This is a genomic window from Mucilaginibacter rigui, assembly GCF_014773275.1.
In the GTDB taxonomy this organism is placed as follows: Bacteria; Bacteroidota; Bacteroidia; order Sphingobacteriales; family Sphingobacteriaceae; genus Mucilaginibacter; species Mucilaginibacter rigui_A.
Genome location: NZ_JACWMW010000004.1, coordinates 39,338 through 51,994, shown reverse-complemented (window position 1 = coordinate 51,994; position 12,657 = coordinate 39,338). Strand labels below are relative to the sequence as shown.

The 12,657-nt window shown below is 43.0% G+C and carries 12 protein-coding genes; 8 read left to right on the top strand and 4 right to left on the bottom strand.

Features of this window, described 5'->3' with window-relative positions:
* Positions 1-126 precede the first annotated feature (126 nt).
* Positions 127-2,058, top strand: coding sequence for a 1-deoxy-D-xylulose-5-phosphate synthase (dxs, locus tag IDJ75_RS16935; protein WP_191176839.1), 1,932 nt, complete (start codon positions 127-129; stop codon positions 2,056-2,058).
* A gap of 96 nt (positions 2,059-2,154) precedes the next feature.
* Here the strand turns inward: dxs and IDJ75_RS16930 are convergent, their stop codons facing one another.
* The 3 genes from IDJ75_RS16930 to IDJ75_RS16920 all read right to left on the bottom strand — a co-directional run bounded on the left by IDJ75_RS16930 (position 2,155) and on the right by IDJ75_RS16920 (position 6,756).
* Positions 2,155-3,726 (bottom strand): M28 family metallopeptidase, encoded by a 1,572-nt coding sequence (locus IDJ75_RS16930; RefSeq protein WP_191176838.1) that lies wholly within the window; start codon positions 3,724-3,726, stop codon positions 2,155-2,157.
* 410 nt (positions 3,727-4,136) lie between these two features.
* Positions 4,137-4,829: a response regulator transcription factor gene (locus IDJ75_RS16925; protein WP_191176837.1), complete on the bottom strand. Its 693-nt coding sequence runs from the start codon at positions 4,827-4,829 to the stop codon at positions 4,137-4,139.
* A gap of 100 nt (positions 4,830-4,929) precedes the next feature.
* Entirely contained in the window at positions 4,930-6,756 is a 1,827-nt protein-coding gene (locus tag IDJ75_RS16920; RefSeq protein WP_191176836.1) for a sensor histidine kinase, read from the bottom strand.
* 136 nt (positions 6,757-6,892) lie between these two features.
* Here IDJ75_RS16920 and IDJ75_RS16915 point away from each other — a divergent pair, with 136 nt between their 5' ends.
* A complete protein-coding gene (locus IDJ75_RS16915; RefSeq protein WP_191176835.1) occupies positions 6,893-7,429 on the top strand; it encodes a YybH family protein in 537 nt (178 codons plus the stop codon).
* 106 nt (positions 7,430-7,535) lie between these two features.
* Here IDJ75_RS16915 and IDJ75_RS16910 read toward each other — a convergent pair whose 3' ends face one another.
* On the bottom strand, positions 7,536-7,898 hold the full coding sequence (locus IDJ75_RS16910) for a DUF3127 domain-containing protein (RefSeq protein WP_191176834.1): 363 nt from the start codon (positions 7,896-7,898) through the stop codon (positions 7,536-7,538).
* Between the two features lie 84 nt (positions 7,899-7,982).
* Between IDJ75_RS16910 and IDJ75_RS16905 the strand changes: the two genes are divergently transcribed.
* From IDJ75_RS16905 to IDJ75_RS16880, 6 genes are all read left to right on the top strand, one after another.
* The gene (locus IDJ75_RS16905; RefSeq protein ID WP_191176833.1) at positions 7,983-9,158 is read left to right on the top strand and encodes a THUMP domain-containing class I SAM-dependent RNA methyltransferase; all 1,176 of its coding nucleotides are present in this window, start codon (positions 7,983-7,985) and stop codon (positions 9,156-9,158) included.
* Complete coding sequence (locus tag IDJ75_RS16900; protein ID WP_191176832.1) at positions 9,155-9,646, top strand: hypothetical protein; 492 nt, start codon at positions 9,155-9,157, stop codon at positions 9,644-9,646. Before IDJ75_RS16905 ends, IDJ75_RS16900 begins: the two co-directional genes overlap by 4 nt.
* A gap of 133 nt (positions 9,647-9,779) precedes the next feature.
* Complete coding sequence (locus tag IDJ75_RS16895) at positions 9,780-10,019, top strand: helix-turn-helix domain-containing protein (RefSeq protein ID WP_191176831.1); 240 nt, start codon at positions 9,780-9,782, stop codon at positions 10,017-10,019.
* Between the two features lie 63 nt (positions 10,020-10,082).
* Positions 10,083-10,727: an HD domain-containing protein gene (locus IDJ75_RS16890; RefSeq protein ID WP_191176830.1), complete on the top strand. Its 645-nt coding sequence runs from the start codon at positions 10,083-10,085 to the stop codon at positions 10,725-10,727.
* Positions 10,728-10,752: 25 nt separating this feature from the next.
* A complete protein-coding gene (locus IDJ75_RS16885; RefSeq protein ID WP_191176829.1) occupies positions 10,753-12,063 on the top strand; it encodes a carbohydrate porin in 1,311 nt (436 codons plus the stop codon).
* A gap of 64 nt (positions 12,064-12,127) precedes the next feature.
* Positions 12,128-12,637 (top strand): YceI family protein, encoded by a 510-nt coding sequence (locus tag IDJ75_RS16880; protein WP_191176828.1) that lies wholly within the window; start codon positions 12,128-12,130, stop codon positions 12,635-12,637.
* Positions 12,638-12,657 lie beyond the last annotated feature (20 nt).

Below are 12,657 nucleotides of genomic sequence, written 5' to 3'. Positions count from 1 at the left end.
TACAGCTATTTACGATTTAAAAAATTATAAACTAATAAAATCAAAACAATAATTACCTTTAATATATTCCAATTATTAGTAATTAAATAGCTTACTTTGTAGGTTATAACAGAGTGAATATCATACATGCAGGTAACCGCCGGTGATTTATTAAAAAGCATCAACTATCCTTCTGATTTAAAGCAATTTAAAGAAGACGATCTTGAGCAAATTTGCAACGAACTACGCCAGTACATTATTGATGTAGTATCGGTAAACGGGGGGCACTTTGCAGCCAGCCTGGGCACTGTAGAACTTACCGTTGCCCTCCAATACGTATTAAACACCCCTTACGACCAATTGGTTTGGGACGTTGGCCACCAGGCTTACGGCCACAAAATACTTACGGGCCGCCGGGAAAATTTTCACACCAACCGTGTTTACAATGGTTTAAGCGGTTTCCCGAAACGCAGCGAGAGCATCTTTGATACTTTTGGCGTGGGCCACTCTTCTACCTCTATATCCGCAGCTTTAGGCATGGCTGTTGCATCGCAATACAAAGGCGAAACAGACCGCCAGCACGTTGCCGTTATTGGAGATGGCGCCATGACAGCGGGCCTTGCTTTTGAAGCATTGAACCACGCGGGGATAGAAAACTCTAATATTTTGGTGATCCTGAACGACAACAATATGTCGATAGACCCAAATGTTGGGGCACTTAAAGAGTATTTAACAGATATTACCACTTCAAAACCATATAACCGCTTCCGCGACGATATCGCAACTGTTTTAACCAAGATATCATCAATGGGGCCGGATGCTTTTAAGATCGCTAAAAAGATAGAGAAAAGCATAAAGGGTACCCTGCTTAAACGCAGCAACTTTTTTGAAGCACTTAAATTCAGGTATTTTGGCCCCGTTGACGGGCATGATGTAAAACACCTTGTTAAGCTATTGCAGGACCTTAGGGATATCCCAGGGCCAAAACTGCTGCATTGCGTTACCGTAAAGGGTAAAGGTTATGCCCTGGCCGAAAAGGACCAGACCAAATGGCACGCCCCCGGCTTGTTTGATAAAATAACCGGCGAAATAAAAAAAACCAAATACGATAAGCCACAGCCGCCTAAGTACCAGGATGTTTTTGGCCATACCATTATTGAACTTGCCGAACAAAATTCAAAAATAATGGGCGTTACCCCGGCTATGCCCTCGGGTTGTTCATTAAACCTGATGATGAAAGCTATGCCTAACCGTGCTTTTGATGTGGGTATTGCCGAGCAGCATGCCGTAACATTTAGCGCAGGGCTGGCTACACAGGGCTTAGTACCTTTTTGTAATATATACTCCAGCTTTATGCAACGGGCTTACGACCAGGTGATACACGATGTAGCCATACAAAAGCTAAATATTGTTTTTTGCCTTGACCGTGCCGGTTTTGCCGGTGCCGATGGCGCAACACACCACGGTGCTTATGACCTTGCCTACATGCGCTGCATCCCTAACATGACGGTATCTGCCCCTATGAATGAGGAAGAACTGCGAAACCTGATGTATACTGCACAATTGGATAATATGGGGCCGTTTGTGATACGTTACCCACGCGGCAACGGTGTTATGGTTGATTGGCAACGCCCTTTAAAACCTATCCCGGTTGGTAAAGGCCGCATAATATGCGATGGTGAAGAAGTTGCTGTTCTGTCTATCGGCACTATTGGCAACGAGGCTATAACAGCCATTGCCCGGCTAAATGCTCAGGGCTATTACCCCGCCCACTATGACCTGCGTTTTGTAAAACCGCTTGATGAGGCTTTACTGCACGAGGTGTTCAAAAAATTCAATCATATTATTACGGTTGAAGATGGTTGCCTTGAAGGCGGTATGGGCAGCGCGGTATTGGAATTTATGGCCGATAACAAATATAAAGCGGATGTTGTACGTTTAGGCATCCCGGATAAATTTATTGAACACGGCGACCAGCCCGAGCTTTGGGCCGAGTGTGGTTACGATGCTGCAGGCATTGCCGCCGAGATCAAAAAAAACGCCATAAAAAGAGATAATACGCATATTATAGCGTCGTAAATCTTCAACATTTTTATAAAACAAAAGCGCCACCTGATTTTCAGATGGCGCTTTTGTTTTAGGGATCTGGCAACTTTAAAATTGCCAAACCTAATATTACCTGCCAGGTGCGGCTGGCGGAGGGGTTGGCAACGCCTTGCGCGGGATCATGTCTTGCCTTTCGGATGTGTTATAAACAAACGATGCTACAATGGTGGCGGCTTGCTTAAGATCATCTTCGCTTAAACGATCGTAAGTATCCTGATTACTGTGGTGGGTACGTGTACCATAATCCATAGCATCCTGTATGAACTGGAAGCCCGGAAGGCCAACTGCATCAAATGACTGGTGATCGGTTCCGCCTGTATTGCTTACGGTAACAGTTGTAGCGCCAAGGTCTTTGAACGGAGCTAACCAGGCCTGGAATATTGGCCCTGCTGCGCTATCACCCTGCAAATATATACCACGAATTTTACCGGTCCCGTTATCAAGGTTGTAGTAAGCATCAAGTGTTTTTTGCTCGGGTTTTAACTGCATGGTTTTAGGATCGCCGAAATGAGCGGCCACATAACCGCGCGAGCCAAATAAGCCCTGCTCTTCGCTGCTCCATAATGCAATGCGGATAGTACGTTTCGGTTTATACCCAATTGCTTTTAAAATACGCATAGCCTCCATCATCACCGCGCTGCCGGCAGCATTATCTGTTGCACCGGTTGCACCATGCCATGAGTCAAGGTGGCCGCCAATCATAACAACCTGTTCTTTAAGTTTTTTATCGGTGCCCGGTATTTCGGCAATAACGTTATAGCCTTGCAAATCTGAAGTAAAGAACTGGGTTTTGATATCAGCTTCCAGCTCCACTTTTTGCCCGGCTTTTACTAAACGTAAAATGCGTAAAAAGTCTTCGCCGCTGGTTTCCAATTCAGGGGCTACAGCTTTTGCAGTATCTGCGTATGATGCACCATTAGTTGTAAAGGTAGTACCATCGGTACCGCGGCCCTGGCTTAATATCAGGCCAACTTTTTCATCAATTAAAAACTGGCTGATAGCTGTACGCATTGCCCTTGCTTTACGCATTGCAACAAATTGCGGCGAATTTTGGTCAAACGCCCTGCGCTGGCCGGCTGGCTGTGGCTTGGCAGCTGCCATTTCGGCTAACTGCTCGTCGGTGTAACGCTCAAGATCGGGCTTAGCCGAACGTTTTAAAGTATTTTGGGTATCAAAAATTACAATTTTACCGGCAAGTTTGCCTTTGTATTTATCCAATTCGGCAACGCTATCAGCTTTTACCAAAATAACTTCGCCTTTTATAGCACCGTTAGTGCCGGGTGTCCAGGCTTTAGGTATAGCAATGATAGCGTGGTAATAAGGTACGGTAATAGCTGCATAGTTTTTTTGAACTTCCCAGCCTTTACCAAACTTACCCCATGGCTCCAGTTTAGAGTTTACCATTCCCCATGTTTTTAGCTGGCTAACAGCCCAATCCTGGGCACGTTTTAAACCCGGCGAACCTGCTAAACGCGGCCCGGAAACATCGGTTAAATAAAAAGCGGTTTTCATTACCTGCGAGTGGTTTAAACCCTCTTCGCGGATTTTTTGAACAGCGGCCTGGTCAACAGTTTCCTGCGCAAAGGCAGTACCTGCTAAACCTGTTATAGCCATACAAGTGTAGAGTAATTTTAATTTCATAATGAGTCAGTTAGTTTAGCACAAACTTATCTAATTAGAATTGTAAATTTCTTAAGTAAGTTTTAACAAAGTTGTTACAAGTAATAATTAAGCTTGGGCTATCTGAAATTTGCGCTTATGTTCCAATCAGCCATACCCATTTTAGCCTCACTTAATGAGGAAGCATAAAGTTTAAAAGCGATGGGATAAATATCCACATGTGGCCTTGTAAAGGCCCGGAGATACCCAAAGCCACAGGCTGCTATATAAATGTAACGACAGTAGATAAGCTATTCGCAGAATTTAAAGCACAGGGTGTGATACACCCAAACGGCGAACTACAGGATATGCCCTGGGAGATGCTCCAGTTTAGTATATTGGATAACGACGGCAACATCATTTTGGGGAAGATACATCTGGGGCGGGGAAGATTAGTTAATCAGCAGCTTATAGCCCCTGCCATGCACATTAATGATCTCTACCGATGGGTCATCCTTTAAATACTTACGAATTTTGCTCAGAAAAACATCCATACTGCGGCCGTTAAAGTAGTTATCATCGTGCCATATATTGAGTAAAGCTTCCTCCCGGGTTAGCACCTCATTTTTTTTGATGCAAAGCAAGCGCAACAGTTCGGCTTCTTTGGTTGATAGCTTCTGGATAGTATCACCGTGGGTTATCAGTTGCGAGGTATAATCAAAATTGTAGATACCCAGTTTAAATTGCGATGGTTTATCATCCCCTTTTTTCTCGGTGGTGTCTGATCTTTTTAAAAGCGCGTTTATCCTGAGCAAAAGTTCTTCAATGCGGAACGGCTTGGTGATATAATCATCGCCGCCAAGGTTAAAAGCCATCGTCTTGTCTTCTATCATGGCCTTAGCCGTTGCAAAAATAATAGGCACCGTCCCGTTTATCTTTCTGATTTCTTTACCCAAAGTAAAACCATCCTTTTTGGGCATCATTACATCAAGTATCAGCAGGTCATATTGTTGTTTGGTAAAAGCGCGCAAACCTTCATCGCCATCTTTACAAAGCGTAACATCAAATTTCCCTTTTAGCTGTAAATAATCCTGCAATAACAGGCCCAGGTTTGGATCGTCCTCAACAAGTAATATTCTTTTCATAATTGTGACCGGCTGTCGGGAAGACCGATAGTCCGTACGGTTATTTTATACTTTGTATTCACTTCCGTACTTTCCCGACCTTCGGACTTCCGGACTTATATTATGCGACAGGAAATTTCAGCTCAAACTCTGAGCCCTTATCCTTTTCAGATCTTACACCTATAACGCCCTCCAGCCTTTTCACTATGGTATTTACATAGCTTAAGCCAAGGCCAAAGCCTTTCACATCGTGCAGGTTGCCGGTTGGTATACGGTAAAACTGTTCAAATATTTTTGTTTGCTGGTCGCGGCCCATACCTATTCCTTTATCTGCCACGCGTATTACGATATGCCCGTTTTTATTTAACGTGCTAATAGCAATCTCTGGTGTATTGGTGCTGTATTTTATAGCATTATCTATCAAATTGAACATTACATTACTAAAATGTAACTCGTCTGCCATGATAACTGCATTTTCGGCATCTAAATTCAGGGTAACAACAGCCTGGCATTTTTGCATTTTAAGTGCCATGCTATCCAGCACAATGGTAATCATTTCATTTACATCAAGCGGCTTTTTATCCAGCTTAAAGTCGTTCTTTTCTATACGGGCAATATTAAGTACGCGTTCAATATGGCTGCCCAGGCGTACATTCTCTTCATAAATAACACTGGCCAGGCGTGCAACACGCGTTTTATCCTGGGCTATCTCATCATCCTTTAACGCTTCGCTGGCTATCATAATGGTTGATACCGGGGTTTTAAACTCATGCGTCATGTTGTTAATGAAGTCTATTTTCATTTCAGAGATCTTCTTTTGCCTTAGTATAGAGAAGATGGTATAACCGAAACAAAATATCAGTACAAACAACAAGCCGCCTGTGGTACCAATGGTAGCTGTCATGTTGCCTAATATAAATGAGCTTTTTTGCGGAAAGGTTATCTTTATTTTACCGGGGTCATTTATCAATTCATTACTAAAAATAACTTTTTGGTATGTGTTTGCCGGTATAAATTCGGGCTTGGTACCCTTGGTATCCAGCGCGCTCGAGAAGATCAGCGAATCGCTGTTGGCAGTGCTCACCTCATAGCTAACCGGCAGGAATATGCCACGGTTGTGCAATTCAAAACGCAATAACGAATCAATCCAAAACCCATTTAAACGTTTTACCAGCGGCTCGTCAGATTTTCGGTACTCTTCGGCAAGGTTCTCAATTACATTTGGTTTTTTAGCATTCTGAGGTGCATTCTCCAACGAATCGGCCTCCAGCATTTTTTTAACCTGTTTAAACTGCCTTTCTTTTTGCAAACGCTCCTGCTCCTGTACCCATAGCGGGTTTAGGTTTGCTACAGATATGATCTGCCTGCCAAACTGTGGGTCCATATACGTGTAACGCAGGGTATCATATTTATGCAGCTTTTGCTTAAACGGCCGCGGTGCCGATTTTACTATCTCAGGTATAAAGCGGCCATGTACTTCGCCAAATTCATCAGTGTATTCTTCAATACGGATGCGCAGATTAACCGAGCCTTGCTGCACTAAAGAGGCCAGCTCATCATCCATTTTTTTATGCATGATCATGCGTTTCAGGCTATCGCGCAGCATGGCCAGTTTACGCTCGCGGCGGGTTTGCTTTTTCTTAACAACGGCAGGGTCGTCAATAATACTTTTCTTTCCGTTGATACTTATTTCGGTTTTCTTATCATCAAGGTCGGTTGATCTTAACTTATAGATATGCGACTCCTGCGACTTCGCGTTTAAAAAGTTAAGGGCATCCTGCTTCATGATTTTTGACGCCACGTTGTTTAATGCCTCGTTAACCGACCGGTTAAAAAGCTCGGATTGCATTAGGTATGATTGCCGCAAAAAATATAATTGCATAACAACCACCCCCAAAAGGGCAAAACCCATTAAACCAATAATAAGCCCGATGCTTCTTTTTTTCATGCAACAACAAAAATATTTTAAATTATACGAGAATAATGGCTTTTAACAATTTTTAACAATTTACCTTCGTTACATTAAGCTACTGATTAGCAAGAGTTTTTAAATTTGCGTCACCAACTTAAATCAGCATATACTAATGAAGAAATTTATAAAACCCAATTTCGAGTTTATATTCTCGGTTGCTTTGATAGCCATATTAGGCCTGCCACCTTTGGTAATGGCAAAGGCATATAAAAATATTGATCCAATATCTGCTATAATACCCCCTGTCGATCTAAAAAAAGATCAGGATATGTTAAAACAAACCAGCGAAGCCATCAGAGCTGGTTTTGCCCACGGTGATGTTGCAGCTATAATGAGTTACCATCACCCCGATGTAGTTAAAGCACTTAACTACGCATCTTATTCAAACGGGCGTGAAGCGGTAAAGGCCGACCTGCTCAAAACACTCAACATATACAACCTGGAGTTTTCAAAAAACAAGGTCGAAAGTCTTTTAATAAACGGGGATACTGCTGTAGAGCAAACACTATTTACAATAAAGGGCACGCCCAAAAGCGGTGGTGAGCCTTTTGTATTTGAAGGCCGCGCAATGATCATTTATATCCGTTATAAAGAAAGCCCAACAGGCTGGGCAACCATTCGCGAAATGATACAACCGGCAACTAAATAGCCAGGTAACCAACTAAACAAAAAAGGCCTTTCTAAAAATTTAGAAGGGCCTTTCATTTTTATGTCTAAATAAAATTGCACTCAGTTTCGCAACTGTTTACAAGGTCTTAAAACGGCAGATCGTCGTCGTCAGGTGCTGAGCTGATATCCGCAGGTGCCGCGTATTCTGGGGCAGAGCTACCGCCTGCGCCACCTAAAGCGTTAATTTTCCATAATTGTAAAGAGTTAAAGTAAGTTTTTTTACCTGTTTTGTCCGTCCATGGGCGGCCGCGCAGGTTAAAAAACACTTCTATATCATCGCCTACTTTAACGTTATCCAATAAATTGCAACGATCCTGTATAGCTTCAAACTTTAAATACTCGGGATATTGTGGGTTCTCGATGTACTCAAGTATCAATTCTCTCTTCTTTAACGACTCGGTAACCTGTTGTGTTGCCGATACTTCATATACCTTACCTTTAACTTCCATAATTTCAGAAAATGTTTAAAATGTAAAGTTAATAGTATGAAATTAAATAGCGGCGTATTTAATTCATAAATTCGCAAAATAATTATGCAAGTTTTCCACACTGAGAGTAAGATCATTATCACCTGCAACAAAAGGCTATCGCCATATTTGCAGCAAGAGGTTGAGGCATTAGGCTTTAAACCCACACGCGTTTTTCAAACCGGCGTTGAGTTGCAGGGTACCGTTACCGATACCATAGCGCTTAACCTTAACCTGCGTTGCGCAAGCCAGGTACTTTACCTGCTAAAAAGCTTTGATGCTGCCGACCCTAAAGCGCTGTACGACGAACTGGTACAAATTGAATGGGAAGAGTATATCGATTTTTCGGGCTACTTTTCGGTAACCTCAAACGTTAATAACGAGCACATCCTTACCCCACTGTTTGCCAACGTTAAGGTAAAAGATGCTATTGTTGACAGGATAAAAGATAAAAAGGGTATCCGCCCAAACTCGGGTGCTGATGCCAACAAAACAGTTATACACCTTTACTGGCAGGACAACAAAGCTGATATATTTATAGATACATCAGGCGAAACCCTGGCCAAACACAGTTACCGTAAAATACCGGGCAAAGCCCCTATGCTTGAGGCTTTGGCTACATCAACCATTATGGCCACCAACTGGGACAGGAACAGTACGTTCATTAACCCCATGTGTGGTTCGGGTACACTGGCTATTGAAGCAGCGCTGCTAGCTACCGATAAACATCCCGGCCTGTTCCGTATGAACTACGGCTTTATGCACATTATGGGGTACGACGAGCAGGTATTTTTTGTGGAGCGCCGTAAATTAAAGGATAAAGCCAAAAAGGCGGTCGACTTTAAGATCATCGCCACAGATATATCCGAAGATGCAGTAGATATTGCCCGCAAAAATGCAAATACTGCGGGTGTAGAACATTTGATAGAATTTTACGTTTGTGATTTTGAAGATACTGAAGTGCCGGAGGATGCAGGCATTGTGATGTTTAACCCCGAGTATGGCGAACGCTTAGGCGTACACACCAAACTGGAAATAACCTATAAACGCATTGGCGATTACCTTAAAAAGAAATGCCTGGGCTACCGCGGCTATGTGTTTACCGGCAACCCCGACCTGGCCAAAAAGATAGGGTTAAGGGCTGCCCGAAAAATTGAATTTTACAACGGCAAGCTTGATTGCCGCTTATTTGAATATGAGCTGTACGAAGGCAGCAAACGCGAACCAAAAGAAACAGAATGAAGAAACTGATCATATTTGCCCTGTTATTATCATCGTTTTGCGCAAACGCGCAGGAGGACCTGGCGTTCCCTTTTCAGGGAGGTGGCCCGGTTATGAATACTTTTTTTAGAGACAACCTGGTAGTAAGCCCCGAAATAATAGCTAAAAAAGCGGCTGGTGTAGCTGTAATTAAATTTACGGCGGATGTTAACGGTAATTTGTCAAAACTGGTTATTTATTATGCCGACGATTACCTGCTTACTATTCCGGCCATTGAGGCACTAAAAAAATCGACTAAAAAATGGATTATCCCTAACAAAGAGAAATTTCACGATTTTATCATCCCGTTTTCCATCAACTTTAACGACCCAACTACCAGTGTAGCTGATGTACAAAAAGCAGCGTACGATTTTTACAAAAAGCGCCGGCCTATTGTAGCTCATGATCAGATCCCCTTAAATGCAGCTACTTTGCTGCCAACGGTGGTAGTAAAGTACGATATACAGTAAAACAATAAAGCCGGCAAATGCCGGCTTTATTGTTTTACTGCCCCGGCGACGAAAAAAATTTAACCAAAAAACACGCTTCTTAAATCCGCGTTCGCAGCAATCTCGTTTATATATAAATATCCAATTGCAAAGAATGACAGATATGCTCAATTACAAGGTTAAAGCAGTTGCAAGCAACATCCGCAACAAACGCGAATCATTAAATTACACACAAGAATATCTTGCTGCCAAGCTCAGCATCTCTCAAAATGCCTACAGCAAAATTGAGTTAGGGTACACCAAAATAACCGTTGAACGCCTTTTTCAGATAGCTGATATTTTGGAAACAGAACTTACAGAGCTCATAAAAACGGAAAACGCCGAGGCAGCATAACTAACTAAAAAATCAGCAAAGTAGTGCCTGTACCTGTTATATTTGCACCCAAATACTGCAAATATGAATACCCCTGATATTGTTGAAAAAACCATAAGTTTTGTACAAGACACGCTAAAGAATGCCGAAGGGGGCCATGATTGGTGGCACATACACCGCGTTTGGACCAACGCCAAACTGATAGCCCAAACAGAAGATTGCGACTTACTTATAGTTGAACTTGCCGCCCTGCTGCATGATATTGCCGACAGCAAATTCCATAACGGTGATGAAGAAATAGGCCCTGCCACAGCAGGTAAATTCCTAAACAGCCTTCAGGTTGATGCAGGTACCGTAAGCCATGTGCAGCAGATCATCAGGCACATGAGCTTTAAGGCAAGCTTTGATAAAGCCACATTTTACTCTAACGAATTGGCTATTGTGCAGGATGCCGACCGCCTGGATGCAATTGGCGCAATAGGTATTGCACGTGCGTTTACTTACGGTGGCTTTAAGGCCAGGGAGATATATAACCCCAATATTAAGCCTAACCTAAACATGAACAAGGAAGAGTACAAAAACACTACCGCCCCCACCATAAACCACTTTTACGAAAAACTGCTGCTGCTTAAAGACAAGATGAACACTCCTACAGGTAAACAACTTGCAAAGCAGCGCCATAATTTTATGGAAAGCTACCTGCAGCAATTTTACAGCGAAGTACAATAAACCAAACCCCTAACTTTTCATCAGCATGAAAAAACTTTTACTATCATTAGTTATACTATTTAACCTAACCCAATTTGCTGCCGCGCAGGATACGCTAAAAAACCAGCGCTTTAATTTACACTTTCAGCAAACCATTATTACACAATACAAACCCGGCTTTAATGCACCCTATACCGGCAATAACAGTTTGCTTACCGGCGAGGAAACACAAACATCATTAACCACAACCCTTTTTGGCGGGGCACGTTTATGGAAAGGCATGGAGGCATACTTTAACCCCGAAATGAGCGGCGGCTCCGGCTTAAGCAAAACACTGGGCATTGCCGGCTTCCCCAATGGAGAAACTTTCCGCGTGGGCGGTGCCGAACCTAAAATTTATATAGCCCGCCTGTATTTTACCCAAAACTTTGAATGGGGTAACGATAAAGAATACATCAATGATGATGTAAACCAACTGGCCGGATGGAAAAGCAAACGTTATTTTAAAGTTACCGTTGGTAAATTTGGCATGGCCGATTTTTTTGACGGCAACGAATTTAGCCATGACGCCCGCTCACAATTCATGAACTGGAGCTTGATGGATAACGCCGCCTGGGATTATCCCGCCAATACCCGCGGCTACGTTTTAGGTGGTATTGCAGAATTTGGCCAGCCAACATGGGCACTACGCTTTGGCTTCACAGCAACAACTACTACTGCCAATGGCGCCATTTGGGACCAACGTGTAAGCCGCGCCAACACACAATCGTTAGAGTATGAGAAACGCTACGCGCTTGGCGGGCAAAAAGGCACATTAAGATTACTGGCTTTTCGTAACAACGGCAAAATGGGCGTATACCGCGATGCCATCAACCAAAACCCAACCGCGCCCGATGTGGATGCTACCCAAGCATACGGCAGGCACAAATATGGTTTCGGTATAAGTGCCGACCAATACTTAACCAATGATTTTGGTGTTTTTGCAAAAGCAAGTTACAACGACGGTAAAACCGAAACATGGGCATTTACCGAAATTGACCGATCATTAAGTTTAGGCGCTGTTTTAAAAGGTACCTCTTGGAAACGTAAGGATGACGAACTGGGGCTGGCCTTTGTAGGTAACGGCATCTCTGAGGATCATAAAGATTACCTGGCTGCTGGCGGCTATGGTTTTATTATTGGCGATGGGCAATTGAACTACTCACCCGAACTGGTAGCAGAGGTATATTATAAATTGAATGCCTACCAGCATAAGCTTTGGCTTTCGCCCGATTACCAATTTATTGCCAACCCGGCATATAACCACGATCGTGGCCCGGTAAACGTATTTTCGTTAAGGGCGCACGTAGAGTTTTAACACCGGCAAAACTAAATTGAATACAAATTAAACCTGGCTGGGTAAAACCCGTCATATTCGCAACATGAAACATATTTCTTTAGCTATTATACTGCTTATTACAAGCACCGCGGCGTTCGCTCAAACAAAAAGCATCAGCAACGCCAAGGTATCATTCGAGATAAAAAACCTGGGTATTAAAACCGGTGGCACAATTGGCGGCGTACAAGGCACCATCGCCTTTGACCCCGCTGCTTTGGCAACAAGTAAAATTGAAGCTACTGCCGATGTTAATACCATAAACACAGATAATGACATGCGCGACGAGCACCTTAAAAAGGACGATTATTTCGACGTACAAAAATATCCCAAGATCAGCCTGTCGTCTGTTTCATTTAAAAAAGCAAATGGTAATAGTTTTACAGGCCAGTTTAACCTTACCCTGAAAGGGAAAACCAAACTGGTTGAAGTACCTTTTACTTATGCGGACAACTCGTTTAAGGGAAGCTTTAAAATTAACCGCAGGGATTTTGCCATTGGCGGTAACAGCATGACTATGGGAGATGAAGTAACCATCAACTTCGAGGCCAAGTAAGCTCTAATAATACACCGCAA

Excerpts from the sequence above, each read along its gene's own strand:
- IDJ75_RS16910 (WP_191176834.1), bottom strand. The coding sequence starts at position 7,898 with ATGGAAGTTAAAGGTAAGGTATATGAAGTATCGGCAACACAACAGGTT.
- IDJ75_RS16880 (WP_191176828.1), top strand. The coding sequence starts at position 12,128 with ATGAAACATATTTCTTTAGCTATTATACTGCTTATTACAAGCACCGCG.
- IDJ75_RS16925 (WP_191176837.1), bottom strand. The coding sequence starts at position 4,829 with ATGAAAAGAATATTACTTGTTGAGGACGATCCAAACCTGGGCCTGTTA.
- IDJ75_RS16890 (WP_191176830.1), top strand. The coding sequence starts at position 10,083 with ATGAATACCCCTGATATTGTTGAAAAAACCATAAGTTTTGTACAAGAC.
- IDJ75_RS16920 (WP_191176836.1), bottom strand. The coding sequence starts at position 6,756 with ATGAAAAAAAGAAGCATCGGGCTTATTATTGGTTTAATGGGTTTTGCC.
- IDJ75_RS16885 (WP_191176829.1), top strand. The coding sequence starts at position 10,753 with ATGAAAAAACTTTTACTATCATTAGTTATACTATTTAACCTAACCCAA.
- IDJ75_RS16930 (WP_191176838.1), bottom strand. The coding sequence starts at position 3,726 with ATGAAATTAAAATTACTCTACACTTGTATGGCTATAACAGGTTTAGCA.
- IDJ75_RS16915 (WP_191176835.1), top strand. The coding sequence starts at position 6,893 with ATGAAGAAATTTATAAAACCCAATTTCGAGTTTATATTCTCGGTTGCT.
- IDJ75_RS16905 (WP_191176833.1), top strand. The coding sequence starts at position 7,983 with ATGCAAGTTTTCCACACTGAGAGTAAGATCATTATCACCTGCAACAAA.
- IDJ75_RS16900 (WP_191176832.1), top strand. The coding sequence starts at position 9,155 with ATGAAGAAACTGATCATATTTGCCCTGTTATTATCATCGTTTTGCGCA.
- dxs (WP_191176839.1), top strand. The coding sequence starts at position 127 with ATGCAGGTAACCGCCGGTGATTTATTAAAAAGCATCAACTATCCTTCT.
- IDJ75_RS16895 (WP_191176831.1), top strand. The coding sequence starts at position 9,780 with ATGACAGATATGCTCAATTACAAGGTTAAAGCAGTTGCAAGCAACATC.